14 protein-coding genes are annotated in these 18,373 nt (G+C 65.0%); 5 read left to right on the top strand and 9 right to left on the bottom strand.

The genetic code is table 11. The features are described 5' to 3' along the window. Positions 1-23 precede the first annotated feature (23 nt). From GLL_RS09725 to GLL_RS09735, 3 genes are all read left to right on the top strand, one after another. The gene (locus GLL_RS09725) at positions 24-338 is read left to right on the top strand and encodes a hypothetical protein (protein WP_011141876.1); all 315 of its coding nucleotides are present in this window, start codon (positions 24-26) and stop codon (positions 336-338) included. A gap of 159 nt (positions 339-497) precedes the next feature. After that, complete coding sequence (locus GLL_RS09730; protein ID WP_164928882.1) at positions 498-2,651, top strand: ComEC/Rec2 family competence protein; 2,154 nt, start codon at positions 498-500, stop codon at positions 2,649-2,651. Between the two features lie 39 nt (positions 2,652-2,690). Beyond that, a complete protein-coding gene (locus GLL_RS09735) occupies positions 2,691-3,746 on the top strand; it encodes an AI-2E family transporter (RefSeq protein ID WP_011141878.1) in 1,056 nt (351 codons plus the stop codon). 9 nt (positions 3,747-3,755) lie between these two features. On the opposite strand, the gene GLL_RS09740 is transcribed toward GLL_RS09735, so the two are convergent. Together GLL_RS09740 and GLL_RS09745 are read right to left on the bottom strand one after the other, a co-directional pair. Next, positions 3,756-4,547: an SAM hydrolase/SAM-dependent halogenase family protein gene (locus tag GLL_RS09740; RefSeq protein WP_011141879.1), complete on the bottom strand. Its 792-nt coding sequence runs from the start codon at positions 4,545-4,547 to the stop codon at positions 3,756-3,758. A 78-nt stretch (positions 4,548-4,625) separates the two neighbouring features. Continuing rightward, a complete protein-coding gene (locus GLL_RS09745) occupies positions 4,626-6,878 on the bottom strand; it encodes an FdhF/YdeP family oxidoreductase (protein ID WP_011141880.1) in 2,253 nt (750 codons plus the stop codon). Positions 6,879-6,976: 98 nt separating this feature from the next. On the opposite strand from GLL_RS09745, the gene GLL_RS09750 reads away from it, so the two are divergent. After that, positions 6,977-7,570: a Uma2 family endonuclease gene (locus GLL_RS09750; RefSeq protein WP_164928883.1), complete on the top strand. Its 594-nt coding sequence runs from the start codon at positions 6,977-6,979 to the stop codon at positions 7,568-7,570. A gap of 275 nt (positions 7,571-7,845) precedes the next feature. On the opposite strand, the gene folD is transcribed toward GLL_RS09750, so the two are convergent. The 4 genes from folD to GLL_RS09770 form a co-directional block, all read right to left on the bottom strand. Further along, the gene (gene folD / locus GLL_RS09755) at positions 7,846-8,718 is read right to left on the bottom strand and encodes a bifunctional methylenetetrahydrofolate dehydrogenase/methenyltetrahydrofolate cyclohydrolase FolD (RefSeq protein ID WP_011141882.1); all 873 of its coding nucleotides are present in this window, start codon (positions 8,716-8,718) and stop codon (positions 7,846-7,848) included. Between the two features lie 101 nt (positions 8,719-8,819). Continuing rightward, positions 8,820-9,128 carry a hypothetical protein gene (locus GLL_RS09760; RefSeq protein ID WP_011141883.1) on the bottom strand — a complete coding sequence of 103 codons (309 nt, stop codon included), beginning with the start codon at positions 9,126-9,128 and terminating at the stop codon, positions 8,820-8,822. Further along, entirely contained in the window at positions 9,128-9,460 is a 333-nt protein-coding gene (locus GLL_RS09765) for a hypothetical protein (protein WP_164928884.1), read from the bottom strand. The genes GLL_RS09760 and GLL_RS09765 overlap by 1 nt, the downstream gene beginning before the upstream one ends. Positions 9,461-9,490: 30 nt before the next feature. Continuing rightward, positions 9,491-10,594 (bottom strand): glycosyltransferase family 4 protein, encoded by a 1,104-nt coding sequence (locus GLL_RS09770; protein WP_197530157.1) that lies wholly within the window; start codon positions 10,592-10,594, stop codon positions 9,491-9,493. A 507-nt stretch (positions 10,595-11,101) separates the two neighbouring features. Between GLL_RS09770 and GLL_RS09775 the strand changes: the two genes are divergently transcribed. Next, positions 11,102-11,656, top strand: a complete 555-nt coding sequence (locus GLL_RS09775; protein WP_011141886.1) for a hypothetical protein — start codon at positions 11,102-11,104, stop codon at positions 11,654-11,656. A 343-nt stretch (positions 11,657-11,999) separates the two neighbouring features. Here GLL_RS09775 and GLL_RS09780 read toward each other — a convergent pair whose 3' ends face one another. The 3 genes from GLL_RS09780 to GLL_RS09790 form a co-directional block, all read right to left on the bottom strand. Further along, the gene (locus GLL_RS09780; protein ID WP_164928885.1) at positions 12,000-14,939 is read right to left on the bottom strand and encodes a CHAT domain-containing tetratricopeptide repeat protein; all 2,940 of its coding nucleotides are present in this window, start codon (positions 14,937-14,939) and stop codon (positions 12,000-12,002) included. Positions 14,940-15,119: 180 nt separating this feature from the next. Further along, the gene (locus tag GLL_RS09785) at positions 15,120-16,109 is read right to left on the bottom strand and encodes an SGNH/GDSL hydrolase family protein (RefSeq protein WP_164928886.1); all 990 of its coding nucleotides are present in this window, start codon (positions 16,107-16,109) and stop codon (positions 15,120-15,122) included. Between the two features lie 347 nt (positions 16,110-16,456). Next, complete coding sequence (locus GLL_RS09790) at positions 16,457-18,184, bottom strand: hypothetical protein (protein ID WP_011141889.1); 1,728 nt, start codon at positions 18,182-18,184, stop codon at positions 16,457-16,459. Between the last annotated feature and the right edge of the window lie 189 nt (positions 18,185-18,373).

Raw genomic sequence — 18,373 nt, forward strand, 5'->3', positions numbered from 1 at the left:
TCCACTGGTTTGGAGCTTGACCGATGGACACCTTCCTCTACAGTGCAAGTTTGGTCGCGATGGCATCGCTGGGCAGCGCGCACGGGCTGGCTCCCGACTCCGCCGAGGTGTTTCCCTTCTTGCAACCGGCGGCGGCACCGGAAGTCGTCCTCTTGGTCAAAGACCGGGGCAAAGACCGGGAGCGGAGCGCCGGGCGGGCCGCTCCCCGCTTCGACAACCGGCCGCGTTTTGAAGCGGGTCCGCCGGGGCGCGCGCCAGGATCCCCGCTGCGCGGCGGGCGCAGCCCTGACGAGCGCAGTAAGCCCCCCAAGCGCGAGCGCAAAATTTTCTACTTTTGATCGCGAATATCTTCAAGACCGCCCCGGCCCCCCAGCCGGGGTTTCTTGTCGGTCATTGCCCGACGCATTGCCGCACATCCCGGTACACTGCCGGCCTTAAATTTCGCTCCGCACGCCCAAACCGGTCACAATCGCCGGGTCGGGGTCGGGGTGAAGCCGATGGAGCGCAACGGCTATTTTTTGGTGAGTGGGGCATACTTTGCCGGATTATTGCTCTCGGGGTGGGCCTGGGGCTGGTTGGCTCTCGGGATTGTGGGCGTGGTGGGAACGGTCGCCTCGCTGCGGGTCTTTTCACTGCCTTCCTGGCGTTTCTGGGTGGTGGCGTTCGTCTTTGCCGTGGGCGCGGGAGCTTACCTGCATCTGCGCACCCCCCGGCCTGCGCCCACCGACGTCAGTTGGAATGCTCCACGTTCATCGGTCGTGTTCACCGGCACAGTCGGCGGTTCTGTGCGTCTGGGGCCTGCCGGGCAGCGCTTTTTGCTCACCCTGGATTTGCCCGAGTCGGGCAAAATCTGGGTGCGCGCCCCGGGAAGGCCGCCGGTGCGCCCCGGCGATCGGGTGCACATCAGCGGCGCTTTGCGCCGTCCGGCTGTGCCTGCCAACCCCAACAGCTTCGACGAGCGGGCGTACTTGAGCAGGCAGGGAGCCTTTGCCGTGCTGAAGGCCGAGGCGCTCGCCGTGCTGGGCGCCCCGGCTCCCGACTGGCTCGCCCTGGCCAGGGAGCGCATCGCCGCAACCCACAAGCGCTTTTTGGGAGAAGAGGCGGGGGCGTTGCTGGGTGCTCTGGTGGTCGGGGCGGATGCGGTGACCTTGCCGAAAGCCGTCGAGGAGCGCTACCGCGCCGTCGGCCTCGCCCATCTGCTCGCCGCTTCCGGCGCCCAGGTCTCGATCTTGCTGGGGGCGGCTCTGGTCTTGCTGCGCGGCTATCCGCCGCCGGTGCAGGCGGCCGTGGGAGGGATTTTGCTCGCGGGATTCGTGGCCCTTGCCGGGGGCGGACCGTCGATATTGCGGGCGGCGGCCATGGGCGCGGTGGCGCTGCTGGCCATCGTCCTGGGCGAAAAGGCGGAGCCGCTCGGAGCCCTCTGGGCTGCCGCCTTTGTCCTGCTCGTCGCCGATCCGCTGATGATCTGGGATCTGGGCTTTGCCTTCAGTTTTCTGGCCACCCTCGGGCTGGTGGTGAGCGTCCCGAGACTGACTGCCCGCTTGGAGGGCCTGCCGGGAACGATCGCAGCCGCCCTCGCCGTGGGCTTCGCCGCCACCCTTTGGACGCTGCCGCTGCAACTGTTGATTTTCGGCCAGTGGAGCCCCTACGCCCTGGCGCTCAACCTGCTGGCCGCCCCGGTTGTCGAAGTGCTCACCCTGGGTGGAATGGCGGCAAGCGCCCTCGCCCTGGTCCACCCGAACGCCGCCGGGGTGCTGGACATTCCTTTGGGCTGGCTACTGGCGGCGCTCGACGCGCTGGTGCGGCAGGTGGCGGATTGGCCGGGCAGCCTCGCCACGCCCGGTCTGCTGCTGCCGGTGCAGGCGGTGGCCCTTTACGCCCTGCTCGTCGCGGCCCACACCCACCTACCCTGGCGGCCCCTCACCCTCGCCGCCGCTCTGGTGCTGGTGGCTCCCGGTTGGCTGCCCCGGCCCGCGGTCACCCTCGCGGTGCTCGCGAGCGGCGGCTCCGAAGCGCTGGTGATCGAGACACGGCGCCGCACCCTGGTGCTGGGCGGCGGCTCGGTTGGGGCGGTGGTCGGGGTGCTGGTACCGTATCTCGAAGCGCGCGGCCGTCTGGCCGTCGATGCGGTCGTCGCCACCGGCGAAGCCCCCTGGCAAACCGGCGGGCTGCGGGAGTTGCTTGAAGCGGCCGAAGTTGAGAGACTTTACGACGCCGTGCCGCCGCCGCGCTCCGCCCATTGGCAGCAAACCCTCGCGCGGCTGGGTACAACCCGCCGCATCCCCCTTCTAGCCGGTGAGCGCATCGAACTGGAGGATGAGGTCGAGCTGCGGCTGCTGGCGAGCGAGCCCCCGGCGCTTTTGTTGGAAGCGGCCGGATCGACGCTGCTGTTGGCCGGATCGCCCAGCCTGCTTGAGCAGCGCTGGCTGTTGCAGGAGCATCGCGGTACACTCGGCCCGGTGCAATGGCTGTGGAGCGGCGGGCGGCTGCCGGAGGCTTTGCTGAGGCTCGACCGCCTGCAGGGCGTACTCGTCAGCGGTCGCGAACGGGGCCGCCCGCCCGCCCGATTGCCCCGCTGGAGCACCGAGCGGCACGGAGGGCTTATCTGGGAAGCCTGGCCCGGCGGCGCACGGGTCAGTGCAAACAGGTAGCATGTGTGAAAAACCGGCGCCACCAGGAGAAAGGCTGCAATGGGAGAACCGGCCGAGAATGCAAACGGCGGCGTTTTATTAACCCGCATCAGTACCAACGCCCTGGTGCGCTTTTTGTTGCTTTTTGCCTGCGGCTGGGCGCTTTTGACGTTGTTTTCGTACTTCGAGTACGTGATTACGACGTTCACCTTCGCGGCGGTCCTGGCGCTGCTGCTCAACTATCCGGCGCGCTATCTGGAGCGCTTTGTCGGTCGGGGCGCTTCCCTGGCGGTGGTGATCGTGCTCAGTCTGATTTTGATGGTCGTGGTCGTCGCCGGTCTGGGGGTGACTATCGTCGGCCAGGTGCAGCAGCTGGCCAACGCGATTGTCAACACGTTCAACTCTTCGGCGGACCCGCTGACCCGGTTGGAGGAATTTCTGACGGCCCGCCGCATTCGGATCGACCTTGAACCGGTGCAACAACAGGCCACCGAGCTGGCCAGAAACACAATCGGCTTTATCCTCGGCTCGTTGCCGTCGTTTCTGGGAAGCTACGTCACGTTTATCGTCATCGTCGTGGTCGCCTTTTTTATGCTCGCCGATGGGGGACGGATCTGGGGGCTGTTGATCAAATTTTTGCCCGCCGCTCAACGGGTGCGCTTCTCACAGTCGGTGCAGAGCAATTTCGCCGGCTTTTTTCAGGGGCAACTGTTGATTGCATTGTTTTTGGGGACCGCAAGCTTTGTGGTCTTTACGCTCCTGCAGATCCCCTTTGCCCTGGTACTGGCCATCACCGTCGCCCTGTTCGATTTGATCCCCGGCATCGGGGCGACGTTGGGGGTGGGCCTGGTCTGCCTGACGGTGCTGGTGCAGGGGGATTGGGTCGCGACGCTGAAATTGTTCGCCGCCTGCATCGCGCTCCAGCAGGTCCAGGACAATTTCATCGCCCCCCGGGTGATGCAGAGCACGGTCAATCTCAATCCGGTGATCGTCTTTTTTGCACTGCTGGTCGGGGCGCGCATCGGTGGATTGATCGGTGTGTTTCTGGCCGTGCCGGTGGCGGGGGTGGTGGTTAGTCTGCTCGACGTCGAAGAAGCCCAGTCCAAGCAGACCTGAATCGAAGCGTCAGCGGGCCAAAATCGTGACTTTTTCCTCCAGCTTGGGCCTGCCGAAGCGCTGCCAGGCGCTGCCGCCGCGCAAAAACAGCTCCATCCAGCGAATCGGTGTACCGTCGGGATCGTTCCAGCCCGAGCTGCCGGGGGCAAAGGCGAGGGTGCCCTCCGGCACCCGAAAGCTGCCGTCGGAGTAGACCGCGTCGCTGACTGCGTCGCCCACCCGCAGCACCAGTTTGGTGCCGACTTCGAGGGCCAGGCTGCTGTGGGCGATGGTCGTCTTCAAGTTGCCGTAGCCGTCTACCCAGGCGATGCGATCGGCGGGCAGATCCGGCAGCCGATCGCGCTCCAGGGGGTTGCCCAACAGCGACTCGTCCCCGGCGGCGATCTTGGCGGCGGCTACCGGAAAGATGTCGCGCGAGCGAAACTGCGACCCGGCGCGCGCCACGTTCACCCAGTGGAGCGCCAGGGCACTATCTTTGATAAACGAGAGGGTGTACCCGGCGTTGACCCCGACGGTGCGGATGCCTCCGGGAAGTAAGGCGTAGACCAGGCCTTCACCCTCGTTGTCGGCGCGCGGTTGCACGTCGTCTTTGCGGGGGGCGCAGTTGTGGTAGATGAGCATGTCCGGCGGGGATGGGTTGAGCCCCAATTGTGCCACCCAGAATCCGGTGGCCAGGGTGCTGAAGGGCGGCACCGACACCGGCAGGATCTGGGCTTCCCCGGTGTGGAGCATCAGGCGTTGGGCCACTTCTGAAAAAGCCGAATCGCCGTTGCCGTAGTCGGCAATCAGGTGGATGAGCATCGCCGGTTCCCCTGCGGTCAGTGCAAGGCCATCGTAGGGGATATGGGTCTCAAGGCGTTGTTCCGATGCGCACCTTGGTCAATCGGCGTGGATGAGCACCGGGTTGCGCTTGAATGCCGGGATGCCGCAGCGCAGGTCCACGGGGGGGCGGATGATGTCGTTGATTTCGGGATAGAACATCAGGGCGGCGCCGCGCTTGGGGGCGCCGAAGATAATTTCGACCTGCTCTTTTTGGCCGACTTTGCCGGTGACCGTTACCCGCTCGTGCTCGGCGAATCCGGCGGCGGCGGCGTCCTCGGGGTGCATCAGGATGCAGTTGCGGTGCGGCATCCCCCGGTAGGTGTCGCCCGCTTTGTAGACGACGGTGTTGTGCTGGGAGTAGGAGCGCACTGTGACCAGCACCAGGGCGATGGCGCGTTTGGAGGTTGTGACGCCAAAATCTTCGGCCCTGGGCTTATCGAGCACCGGCAGGGGGGTGACGAACATCTTCGCTTTGCCGGTGGGCGTTGCAAATCGGGGCTCGTGGAAGATGCGGCCCGCTATCGTAAATTCCTCGCCGGTGCGGTCGATCTCGCCGATTTTTTCGTAGCCGGGGATCGTTTGGGCGATGAGCCCGCGCACGTAGGCGGTGTCGGTGAGCCGCCGCCAGTCGAGCGGTGTCTCGCCGTGCATCCGGTGGGCAAGGCGCGTCAGAAATTCGACTTCCGAGATGAGGTCGGCGTCGTGCAGATGGGTTTGGCCTTCGCTGTTGAGGCGCACGAAGTTGTTGCCCGACTCGGTGGTGGTCTTGTGGGGATTCTCATCGCGGGTGAAGACGGGGATGATGATGGTGTCTTTGGCGGCGAGGCCGTGGAAGTGGCCAGGGTTGGGCTTGGTGGATAGATAGATGATCGTTTTGATGCGGCCGAGGGCGTGTGCAGTCTGGGCGCGGTCGGGATTGGCTCCCCAGAGGTTGCCCCCCAGGCACAACAGCGCATCGATCTTGCCGGATTCGGCAGCCTGGATGAGGGCACGGGTGTCGTAGCCGGGGGCACGGCTGAGGGGTTTTCGCAGGAGTGTTTCGAGGGCTTTTTGGATCGCTTCTTTGGGCCGGGCGCTCACCCCCATCGAGCCGAAGCCCTGCACGTTGGAGTGGCCGCGGATGGGCATCGTGCCTGCGCCCGGTTTGCCGGCGTTGCCGGTGAGCAAAGCCAGGTTGGCGATGGCGTAGACATTGTCGACGCCGTTGGCGTGCTGGGTGATCCCCATCGCCCAGGCAAAGACGGTGCGCTCGGCGCGGCCGATCACCGCCGCTGCGCCTTCGATGGCGGCGCGCTCGATGCCGCAGGTGTGCTCGATGCGCTCCCAGGGGGTGGCCTGGATGTGGGCGATTACGGCCTGCCAGTCCTCGGTGTGGGCTTCAAGAAAGGCGCGCTCAAGCCGGTTGCTTTCTATGAGAGATTTGGCCAGACCAATCAAAAGGGCGACGTCGCTTCCCGGGTCGGGCTGCAGGTAAAGTGAAGCGATCTCGGAGCCGAAAGCCAGCGATTTGAGCGAGGCGGGGGTGGCGAAGTTGATAAGGCCGACTTCGAGTACCGGGTTGACGACGATCACCGCGCCGCCGCGCTCGCGCACCTGGATCAGTTCGTTCATCAGGCGCGGGTGGTTGGCGGGGGCGTTGGAGCCCAGCAGCACGACACAGTCGGACTGGCGCAGGTCGTCGAGGCTCACCATCGAGGTGCCGGAGCCGAAGACTGCTTTGAGGCCGACGGTGCTGGGCGAATGGCACAGATCCGAGCAGTCCGCCAGATTGTTGGAGCCGTAAGCCCGCAACATCAATTGGAGGATGTAGGCCGCTTCGTTGGAGGAGCGGCCCGAGGAGTAGGAGGCGACGCGCTCGGGTGGGCCTGAAAACGCCCGGGCGGCGATGGCGAAAACCTCTTCCCAGCCGATTGGTTCGTAGTAATTGCTGTTCGCGCGCCGAATCACCGGGTGGCTCAAGCGACCCAGTTTGTCGGCTTCCATCGATGAGAGTTCCTGCAGGCGAGCAAGATCCATGCGGGCGAAGCAGTCTCGACCCACCGGTCCTTGTAGATCGGCGGCGATCGATTCGACGCTTTTGGCGCAGCGTTGGAGGGGTTCGCGCTTTTCGTTGAAAAATCCGCCCTTCTGGCCGCCGGTTCCCCAGGCGCAGGATTTGCAGGCGCTTTTGTGGTTGAGTTTTTGCCAGAGCAGCGTGCGGTGGGCCAGGGTTTTTTCTGCCCAGTAGAGCAGTACCGGCAGCCCGCCTCCTCGGCTGATTTTGAAGACGGCGGACCCGGAAGCAGGGTAAGGCTTCAACACTCTGGCCATGGCGCTCGGGCTCGATAAGTTCCAGCTTCCAGGGTAGCCGAGCGCACAAAAACGCTGGTGCTACGATGGGGCCAATCCGCTCCGGGCAACGCCGGTCTATGTTTGCGACCGTGCCGTCTCAAGGTATCCAACCGCGTCCATTTACGGTGGACGAGTACTACCGCATGGGCAAAGCGGGCATCTTTCATCCGGACGAACGGGTGGAACTCATCGACGGACTGATCATTCGCATGCCTCCCCAAGGTCCACTGCACGCCGCGACCGTCGCGCGCATACTCGCCTGCCTGCTCGCCTTGATCGCTCCTGAGAATGGCACTGTCTGTATCGAGCGGCCGATCGCTCTGGATGAATACGGTGAGCCGGTGCCGGATGTAACCGTGGTGACGCCGGATCCTGAGGGCGATTACTATTCCACCCGTCACCCCGGTCCGAGTGATGTCTTGCTGGTGATTGAAGTAGCGGATTCGAGTCTCGGCAAAGACCTGGGTATCAAAAGAGCCGCCTACGCTCGCGCCGGCATTCGCGAGTACTGGGTTGTGGATGTGGAAACTCGCCGCTTGCATCGCTTCAGTGATCCCCAGGACGGGCTTTATTGCAATGCGGTGGTACTGGGTGAAAGCGATTTTCTGTCGCCGGATGCCTTTCCCGCGCTGAGCATTTCCGTCGCGGACTTGCTGGCCAGGCGAAAGTAAGCTGGGAGCCGGTTGTCTGGACAAACCCCACGGTTGATTTTGCACGACAGTCTGTGGGGCGAGAGGTGGAACCCCCTTCGGGTTCCCCTCTCGCGCTCTCCTCCTCCCCGCGTCGAGGGGCGTGCCACCCCCCCGACACCCCCCCGGACTTAGCGGCACGGTGGGAACGAGAATTGGTGGGTGGGATGGGTTTATTCTTCCAGTGCGTGCACGACGCGTGTCGACTGCGGCATAGTTTTGTGTGGGCGCTGCGCCCAATAGAGTGTCTGGAGACCTTATTCGATCAGCCGCTGTTTGTAGCTCTGGACGGTGTTGGCCAACAGCATCGTCACCGTCATCGGTCCGACGCCCCGCGGCACCGGGGTGATCGCCGCCGCCACGTCGCGCACAGAATCAAAATCGACGTCGCCCACCAGGCGGCTGTTGCCCTCGTAGTCGGTGACGCGGTTGATGCCCACATCGATTACCACCGCCCCGGGCCGGACCATGGCGGCGGTGACCAGCTCCGGCCGCCCGGCCGCCACCACCAGCACGTCCGCCATCTGGGTGATGGCGGCCAGATCCGCCGTGCGCGAGTGGGTGGTGATTACGGTCGCGTCTTTTTCGAGCAGCATCAGGGCGACGGGTTTGCCCACCAGGATGCTGCGGCCGATGACGACGGCTGTCTTGCCCGCCAGGGGCACCCCCGCCTCAGAGAGGATCCGCATCACCCCGGCCGGGGTGCACGAGCGCAAGCCCGGCTCGCCGCGCACCAGCCGCCCCAGATTGACCGGGTGCAGACCGTCGACGTCTTTTTCGGGGGCGATGCGGTTCAGTACCCGACCGCTGTCGATGTGCTCCGGCAACGGTAGTTGGACGAGGATGCCGTCCACGGTCACATCGGCGTTGAGGCGATCGATGAGGGCCAACAGTTGCGTCTCGGAGAGGCTCGCTTTGAGGTGCTGACTTTTGGCGACATCGATCCCCACCGCTTGACCAGATTTGTTTTTGTTGCGGACGTAGGCGGCGGAGGCCGGGTTGTCTCCCACCCACAGCACGGAGAGGCCGGGCGGGCGGCCGAAGCGCTCCTGCAGCGACTGCACCTCGCAAGTCAGCTCGGCCTGAATGCGGGCGGCCAGGGCTTTGCCGTCGAGAATGGCTGCGGACAAGGGGAAACTCCTCCTGTGGGTAGCACTCACATCGCCGTCGGGGTGCCACTGCGAATGTGTGGCAATGCTATCACCCGGAAGCGTCGGCCCACACGGCAGTCTCAGCGCACCCGGCAGCCGAACTGGGCAGCCAGGGCCAGCAGGTTTTCGAGGCGGCCCTCGGCCGATTCGCCCAGGCGCACCTGCAGGCTGTGGCGGCGGCTACCCAGCGATTGGAGAGTGATTCGGGGGGTACCGACGCCCGACAGGGCGCACTCGGTGAGGAGCTCGGCGGCCAGATCTTCGAGTTCGGCGCGGCGCCCCCGATAGACGAAGGTGAGCTGCAGGGCGGTGTTCAACGCGGCGGTGGCCGGTTCGCTCTCGGCAAAGGGCAGAGCCGCCGCGGGCCGGGGCAGGGGTTGGCAGACCATTAGGCGGTCGTCCGGCGACGGACGGCGACGGGCAGCGCGTAAAGCTCGGCGGCGCGGGCGCGCCACAGTTCGTCGCGGATGGTGCGGGTGCGGTCGGTGGCCACCAGCGCCATCAACTGGGCCACCTCGTTGTCGAGGGCATAGCCGCGGGCCACCGAGGCGGGCAAGTCGGCAATCGGCGGCCAACCGCGCTCCTCGGGCAGGTGGGCATACTCGGCGCGCAGCAGCGAAAGCTTCAGCCGGCAGGCGACGTGCGCCGCCTGCGCTTCAAGACGCAGATCGCGGCGGACCTGGACGGGGGAGCGACCGGACAACTTGCGGGAGAGGCTCATGGGCACTTTGTTTATGGTCATTTGTTCATATCATAGCGTGCCCGAGGACAAACGTCCAGTGCGCGAGCGGGCGCATTCGGCGAACCACGCCTCGAAGCGACCCCCCAGGGCGGCGAGGGAATAGTGGGTCTCGATGTGGGCACGGCAGGCGGTCCGGTCGATTTCCCCCAGGCGGCCCACGGCCTGGATCATCGCGGTAGTATCGTCGGGGGGGACCAGAAATCCGGTCAGGCCGTCTTGGATCGTTTCGGCTGGACCGCCGCGGGCGTAGGCCACCACCGGCACGCCGCAGGCCATCGCCTCGATGGCGACGTTGCCGAAGGCTTCGGTCCACTTGGGGGTAAAGAGCATTCCCAGGGCCGGTCCGAGGCGGTGCTGCATCTGGTCGGTGGGGAAGAAGCCTTCGTAGTGCACGCGGGCGGTGGGATGCAGGGCGCACACCCGCTCGAAGTAGGCCGCATCCTGCATGCGCCCCAGCAGGTGCAAAGGCAAATTGCAGGCGGCGGCCACCGCCAGGGCGTCTTCGAGTCCTTTTTCGGGGGCGATGCGGCCCACCCAGGCAAGAAACGGTTCGGCGTCGGGCGTCGGGCAAAAGTCGTAACTGGCCGGATCCAGGCCGAAGGGCAGCACGGTGAGCCCTTCGATCGGTGCGAACGTCTCGGCCTGGGAGCGGGTGTAGACGGCCACGGTGCCCGGAAAGGTCTCCAGCACCCGGACGATTTGCCGATCGATGCTCTCCAGCAAGGAGCCCATCGTGATCATATGGGCGAGCGGTGTGCGGAAAAACGGGGTCAGGTACAGGGGCAGCCAGTCGTAGCACCAGTTGAAGATGACGTCGTAGTCGTCCTGGCGGGCGCGGGCCGCTTCGAACAGGTTAGCGAGCGCCGAGGGCTGGGGCAAAACCACCGGGCTGTCGCGGCCGGTGTGCTGGGCGGAGGCCGGCGGTAATCCCGGGATGGCCGCTACCAAAGGTACCGCGCCGGTGTGGCTGCCTTCGGGGGCGACGATGTGCACCAGATGGCCGCGGCGGATCAGTTCGGCCGCCAGGGTGAGCACATTGAACTCGACGCCCCCTGCCATGCCGGTACCCAGAGGCCCGAGGGCGGAAGAGACGAACAACAGACGCAGCTTCAAGGGCAAGTTCCAAATGCACCCTTAAAAAGTGTAGTTCCGCGGCACAGGCACCCGCCGCGGCGGCAATTTAAACCGCCAAAGCTCCCGGGCAAAATTCCGGCCCCATCCCCCCCAAAAGCTTTGAATTTGAGGTTATTGCTGCAGGAATCGCTTGCCTGCGGAAGGGGGGCCAGGGGGGATCCACTTTTTTCTGCCCAGTGCCCCTAAAAAGTGCGGAGCGCCGGCCTAAGTAGCAGTGGAAGGATAGTACCACCCAAGCTTCAAAGCCAAACTTCTCGCCCACTTCGACCCGCGACTCTGGGCATCTGTACCTGTAGATGCCCTCTGAAATCCGGGTGCAGCAACGCTGCCATTCGGTGAAGTTGAGCGGGAATGGCCGGCCTGGAAATCGCTTTTTGGGGTTTCAGGGTTCGAAAACTTTTGAATCCTGCTCGGAAGACAGTTTGCGGAGCATTCTGTCGAGAGTGGTGTGCCTTCCCGTCCCATTCACTTAGGTAGGAATCAGACATGTTGACCGTATCTTCTTCAAAGCTCTGGGCTGCCGCCGCGGCACTGCCAATGTTGCTCCTCGGTACCGCTATCGCCCAGGCAGCGCCCTGGACGGCGGCGGCCTCCACAGGTGTGGTGGACGAGGAAGATCTGCAGCTGATCAGCGCCAACGAAGGCCGGGTTGAAGTCATCGGTTCGGCACCGGTGCCTGCAACCCTCAACCTGCGTTACAACATCGTGGCGCTCGACGAACTCGTCAACTTGACCAGTACTTCACCGATTGATTTACGCGCTCGGTATCGCGACAACGGAAGCAATGCGCGGGTGGAGTTGAGGCTGAAGGCATACAACTACGAGACCGGGGTCACCACCACGCTGTTCAACTTCGACAGCAACGCCTTCCCGGCCAACTCTAGCTACCAGACACAGACCGAATGCTTCTTTCTGGGTGCTCCCCTCGACTTCACCCAAAATGTGTACTTCATCGATGCCCTGCTCACGAAGTCGAGTTCAGGCGGCACAGCGAGCCTCGCGACCATCGCGCTCGGCTTCGGCAGCTGCAGCCCCCAGTAGGACAGCGGCCTGGACACCGGGCAGGCCCGAGAAACAGCCCAAAGTCGTGCAGACTTTGGGTTTTGTTCGGTTTGTCAGTTCCAGTGCCCTCCCGGGGAGCAAGGTGGCAGCGGCACCTGCAAAACTGCGTTGCTGTTTTATGAGCTTTTTGTGCGGTGCGGGTTCTTGCCGATGCCGGCGCGGTGGTCAAATCCAGACCGCTGGCGTAGGCGAGCACTGGGTAATCGATATCCCTGGCCGTCGGCTCATCACCCGTGCGCAACCCGCCCAGGGCGATGGCGGACCGGCGGCTTCGCCACTTTCTTGCAAGTGTTGCCGCCCGCGCCGCCACCGTCCCGACCTCTCAGCCTCCCAGTTTAGACAATCGCACCGATCGCCAGTCCCCCGAAGCTGTGAAGGAACCCCACCAGTAGGGGTGGGCTCGTCCCTGCTGAGCCGCCACCGCCAGTTGGGCCTGCCTGAGGGCCTCCGAGCGCCCCAGCCCCGCCACCAACCCCCGGTAGAACCGCTCCATCAGCTTCGCCGTCGTCCGGTCTTCCACCTGCCACAGCGTCAATACCTGGCTCCTGGTACCGGCCAGTGCCAGCGCCCGCCTCAGCCCCTGCACCCCCTCGCCACCCAGCACCAGTCCCACCCCGCTCTCGCAGGCCGACAGCACCGCCAGTTCGGTGCCCTCCAGGTCGAGCCCCTGGGCTTCGAGGGCAGTGAGCACGCCGTCTTCGGAGCCGGAGGAGCGGGCGTTGAAGCCGGCCAGGGCCACCCCGGAGCGCAAGAGCGGCTCCTGCGCCTCCGCCTCACCTCTGGTGTCCCGCTCCTGGAGGAAGAAGCCGTGGGTGGCCAGGTGCAGCAGGGCGGGGGAACGGGCGGCCTTGAGGGCGTTCTCGGTGGCCAGCGCCCCGGTGAGCAGTCGGGTGGAGGGAATGCCCAGCAACCGGGCGACGGCCCTGGCTTCCCGCTCCGCCCCGGGCAGCGGTCGGACGGTGAAGCCCGTCAGGGCGGCGGAGCGCAGGTTCTCTCCCCAGCGCGCCGCCGCCGCCCCGGTGCTCTCCCCGGTCGCACGCCTCTCGGCGGCGGGTCGGGACGCAAGCGGTGGGCCGGCAGCGGCGCGGGCGAAGTCCGGCCCGCCCAGCACCAGCGGACCGGACCGGGGAGCCGGTGCAGCCTGTTCAAGCCGGGGCAGTTCGCGACCGGAGACGAGGTAAGTGAGGGCGTACCGCTGCAGCAAAGAGCGCCCGTCCTGGGCGACGAGGGCGGCGAAGGGCATAGTGTTGAGCTGGCCGTCGGGGGCGAGGAACAGGTGCTTGACTCCCGGGTTGCCCTGCAGAGGAGCGAGGAGTTTTTGGTGGAGCTGGCGGGCGAGCTTGTCAGCCCGGCCGGTGCCGGGAGAAGTGGGGTCGAGCAACCAGGAGCGCCAGTAGCGGATGAGCGCGTCTATCTGTTTGGCTTCCCCCAGGTCGACGCCGCGGGGCGGACCCACCGCCGGCAGCAGGTAGGCGGCGTAGCGCGGCGGGCCGAAGCGTTGGGCAGGGCCGGCCGCCTTCGGCTCGAAGGGGCGGTAGAGCACGAACTCGACGAGGGCAGCATCTTTGGGAAGGGCCTGCTGAACCGCCTGCAGGGTGAGCGGGCGGGTGAGGGCGCGCAGACCGGCACCCGCGTCGGCCAGGTTGTCCTCCAGTTGGCGGACCTGGGTACGCAGTTCGCTCACCCGGGTCCGGTATTGCTCGGGGGGCAAGGTGACGGAGTTTTGAAGGACGAGGGTGGCCAGTTGGGTCCGGGCGGCGGCCAACCGCTGCAGCGGCTGTTGGCGCTCGGGAGGCAGGCGGCGGCGCAGGCGGGCGAGGGCAAGGGTGGCCTCCTCCAGCACCCGCCCTTTGCGGCCGAGGGCGGTGGAAAAGGCGAGGCGGGCGGCCTCGGGGTCGTCGCGCAGGCGGTGGAGGTGGAGCCAGAGGGCGAGGTCGGCGGTGTCCTTGAGGGAGGCGAGGTAGGCGTGGTTGCGCTGTTGGGCGGCGGCGGGGAGGTTGAGGGCGAGGTTGTGCTCCTGGATGTCGAGGGCCTGTCGAAGGGCCTGTCGGGCGTCGTCGGGTCGGTCTTGCCGTAGGCGCAGGAGGGCCAAGTTGTAGAGGCCGGTGGCCATCTTCGGGTGCTGAGTCCCGAAGGCTTTCTCCCAGAGGGCCAGGGCGCGCTTGTACAGCGGCTCGGCCTCGGTGTACTCGCCCCGTTCCCGGTACAGGTTGGCCAGGTAGACGAAGCTGTTGACTGTATCGGGGTGCTCCAGTCCGAGGGTTTTCTCTTTGATTGCCAGGGCGCGCTTGAACAGCGGCTCGGCCTCGGTGTACTCACCCCGTTCCTGGTGCAGGAGGGCCAGGTTGCTGAGGCTCACGGCCACCCTCGGGTGCTCCGGTCCGAAAGCTTTCTCCCAGATGGCCAGCGTGCGCTTGTGGAGCCGCTCAGCCTCGGCGTTCTCGCCTTGACGGTCATACAGGTTGGCCAGGTTGTTGAGGCTCACGGCCACCCTCGGGTGTTCCGGTCCGAAAGCTTTCTCCAAAATGGCCAGCGTGCGCTTGAACAGCGGCTCGGCTTCGGCGTACTCGCCCCAGCGGTAGTACAGGAGGGCCAGATTGCCGAGGCCCACGGCCATTTTCTGGTGTTCCGGTCCGAAAGCTTTTTCCTCAATGGCCAGGGCGCGCTTGTGGAGCGGCTCGGCCTCGGCGTACTCGCCCCGCTCGGAGTACAGGAGGGCCAAGTTGTTGAGGTTCTTCGCCACCTCCGGGTGCTCCGGCCCGAAGGCTTTCTCCCGGATAGCCAAAGCGCGCCTGAAAAGCGGCTCGGCCTCAGCGTACTCGCCCCGCTCGGAGTACAGGAGGGCCAAGTTGTTGAGGCTCTTCGCCATCTCCGGGTGCTCCGGCCCGAAGGCTTTCTCCCGGATAGCCAAAGCGCGCCTGAAAAGCGGCTCGGCCTCAGCGTACTCGCCCCGCTCTGTGTACAGGAGGGCCAGGTTGTTGAGGCTCTTCGCCACCTCCGGGTGCTCCGGCCCCAGGGCTTTTTCCCGCGTGGCCAGGGCTTGTTCGGCCAACGGCTGGGCCTCTTTGTACCGGCCCGCTTCCCGCAGCTGGACTCCCTGCTCGTCCAGCCGTGCGGCTTCTGCCAGCTCCCCGCCCGGTGCTTCTGCCGTTGCCGGTTGCGTCCAGGCGGAGCGGGGGCACACAAGACCCAGGCTCGCCACCAGGGACAGGGCACAGGCCCACCGTCGAGCGGTACAACGCAGAGAGACGGGTAAGAGCATATCCCTCCAGGATCCACGGCCTTCACAGTAATAGTAGACCTGCCTGCAGAAGATATGCATTCTGACATTGGGCCGCCCCAACAAACGGGAGCGCTGCGACTGGTTTTTCCCCCTGTAGACCCGTAGTTGCGGCGGCCTGCAATCATTGAAGCCTGGCCCTGAGATCCTGCGTCACTTGGCCTAGGGGCTTGATGTAAAGATCGTACCGGTGAAAAACTCCGCCAGCTCCTGCCCGACGGCTGCCGTCGGGTGCACTTCGTCCCAGAACAGGTATTCATCGGGGTTCGCACACACCGCCACGGCCGTCAGACAGGGCGAGATAGTGTTCGTGAGGCCGTAGTCTTGGGGAGCGTCGAGAAACTTGTTGAATCTGGTGTAGAAGTCCAGGAGGATGGTGTTCAAACCGGGTCGTGACTGTTTCAATTCCTGCAAGGCGATCTTGATGTACTTGTTAGCAAGCTTCACCTGATCCTTCAGCGTAGGCAATTCGCCCGGGTTGACCTGCGTGAGCGGAGCCCGGCTAAGATCCGGGATGTTGCTGATGACGATATTGCGCGCACCATAGGCGTACAGCGTTGCCACCGCGGTTGTCAGGTTCTGGACCGGGACGTTATAGTCCAGTTCGCGATTGGCCAGAAAATCGTTCAGAAGATCGTTGCTGCCTGCGGAGATGAAGTAGAGCGTCTGGGGTGTGACCTGTGGCGCCGGCTGAGTAAAGGTACCGAGCTGGTAGAGCAGGCCCGGTGTCTCCGGGGGGGGGCCACCAAGAGGAATGGGCTGCTCCAAGAAAAAGCCCGAGGGAGCACCGCCAAAGGCAAAGTTTTGCCCTCCCGCCGTGGTACTGGGCACCAGGTTGATGCCCAAAGGGGCCAGGACATTCTCGATCCAGAGCGGACCGTTGGAGAAACGACCCGAAAAGTAAGGCGGGCTGGGGGGAAACACGCCGCCGTTTGCGTTGAAGACGTTTCCGGTATCGACCAGACTGTCGCCAAACACGTAAACACCGTCGACTTCTAGCGGATCCACTTTCGTTCCATTGGAGAGTGCATTGTTACTGGTGGTCGTGTCGACGGTTTGGGCATAAGCGGCCGTCGGAGCCGCCGTCACATAGGCTGCTACGCTTGCAGCGAGCAGTAGGCAAGCACTCAAAGATCGAAAGGTACCAAACATTACGAATTCCTCCATTGTAGAGCTGATTGATCGTCTTTACCAAAGCGAGAGTTGGGGTGTACTCACACGGCTTTGCTGGCAATGCGGTTCACATCGCCCTCGACGCATATTCACTTTCTATCTGGGACGAATTGGCGAGAACTTTAGCTCTGGAGCAAGTGTCAGGTGTCAGGTATCAGATAAAAAACCGTTGCCCATACAGGTTTTGAGCAGCCAACGGTTTTATGCACCCAAATAACGCTCTGGAGCGCTTTTCGGGTGCCCAGACAACAGCAGATTGCCCAAATCCCAGTTGACAGGCGTTTCAACCCTGGCACCTGACACCTGACACCTGCTCCAGACTGGCTTCAGTCCGGCCGACAATTCAGCGGCTGCTCCTCACTGCTATCGAAGGTGAGCAAGTAACGCGCCGTGCGTTCTGTGCCGTCCGGCCAGTCGGGTAACCCCCGCTTCTGCAGTGCTTCTACTGCCCCGAGCAGTGCCGCATCCTGCTCGGCGCCGCTGGAGATTAGTACCTCTGGCGCTTCTGTCAAACGGACCCGGCCCGCCGCCACCGACAAGGGCACCTCAAGCACCGTGGGTCCGTCGGTATCGGGCAGGGGTGACAATTCGCCCAGCGCCTTGCAGAGTGTAACGGCGTAGTCCCGGTGGGCGCTGTCGGCGTCGCCCCGCACCACCACTTTTTCGGGGCCGGCGGCGATGAGCGGCGCGGGCAAGCGCCGGGCCGCAGGAGGGACCGACGGTTTGTTTTCAGGACGGGGGCGGGCCACCGGTCGCTCGGCCGCGGCCTGCGGCTTTCGGGTCTGCTGGGTCTGCTGGGTCTGCCGGGGCGCCGGGGCGGCGGGGGAACGGGGCGTGGCCTTTGGGGGCGGATCGGCCTGGGGGCGCTGGGTCGCGGGCCGCTCGGGTGGAGGCGGTGCATCCGCCAGAGTCGGCGGCGAAGGGGTCTGGGCCATGCGGGCGAGACCGGCGAACAAAACCACGCTGATCCCGGCCGCCACCGCTCCCAGATACCACCATCCTCTTTCCCGGGGCGGCACGGGCCTCGCCATCAGCTGGTCCCAGATGGCTTGTTCGGCCGGATCGCTGCACGGGCGAAGCGTTTCTGCCGTAGCGGTCCAACCGCTGCGGCGCAGCAATTCCGGGATCGCCTCCGCCATATCCTCGGCCGTCCGTTGGTTCGAGGCTGCGGGCGCTCCGGCGCCCTGCGGACAGGGCGCGCTCCCGGGCTCCTCCCGGCTTCTCCGGCACTGGGCGCCGCGGCAAAAATGCGTGTCGCCGCACTCGTCGTTAAAATCCGGCCCCAACAGCTCGGCCAGGCGCTTCTTGATGTCGCCCAGTTTCTGGGAGATCCGCCCGGGGGAACGGCCCATGGAGCGGGCGACGTCCTGTTTGACCTCACCGCGCAGGAAGATGCGCTCCAGCAACAACCGATCCGCTGCGCTCAGCCCATCCACCGCCCGCAGGAACTGCTCGCGGCACTGCTGCTCCAGCAGCGCGTCCCCGACAGCCGCTCTAGCGTCGGGGATGCCCTCCAGCAAGTCCGGGGGAGGGTCGCCGCCAGAACCCGCCGCCCCGTGTGCCGATGTGGCTTGGGCGAGTTGCAGCGCCCGCCGCCGCTGCTGACGACCCCGCTCCGTGACGGGCGCAGGCCGCCCCCAGCGGGGATTGACCCGGCGCTGCAGACTGCTGAACACCTCCTGCAGGACGTGATTGCTCAACCATGTCGAAAATCGGCCTCGCTGGGGTTCGAATTGTGGCAGGCGCTCGTGCAACAGCAACAGCACCTCCTCCTCGAACACCTGCACATCGAAGCGTCCCTCCCAGGCTGCGTTGCGGGCACTACAGTACTGGCGGCACAGGTGACGCAGCAACCGGTGCATCTCGACCATACCAGCGCGGTTGGCCTCGCGCTCCAACCTGGCGAGCTTTGTGTTGCGCTCCGCAGGTGTAATTGCCGTTTCCCGACGGATCACGTGCCACTGCCATACCAGTGGCTGTAACCGCACAGCCAGCTCGTGCAGCGCGTCGGCGATGCTCGGCTGGGCCGGGTGGGCCAAGTTGAAAACTTTCATATGCGCATTTTCCTCCCATTCTCGATTCGGCAACAGAGACGAGAACGTGCCGCGGCGGACACTAACATCTATATAGGTCCGTTTTCCCGCCGCTTTAGCCGCCGGCCAAAATAGTTCTTCAAAGATGCGACGAGCTTAAAGCAGGTGCCAGGTGTCAGGGGGAAAACCCCGCCGCCAGTACGGTTTTCA

The sequence above is a fragment of the Gloeobacter violaceus PCC 7421 genome, from assembly GCF_000011385.1.
GTDB classification, from domain to species: domain Bacteria; phylum Cyanobacteriota; class Cyanobacteriia; order Gloeobacterales; family Gloeobacteraceae; genus Gloeobacter; species Gloeobacter violaceus.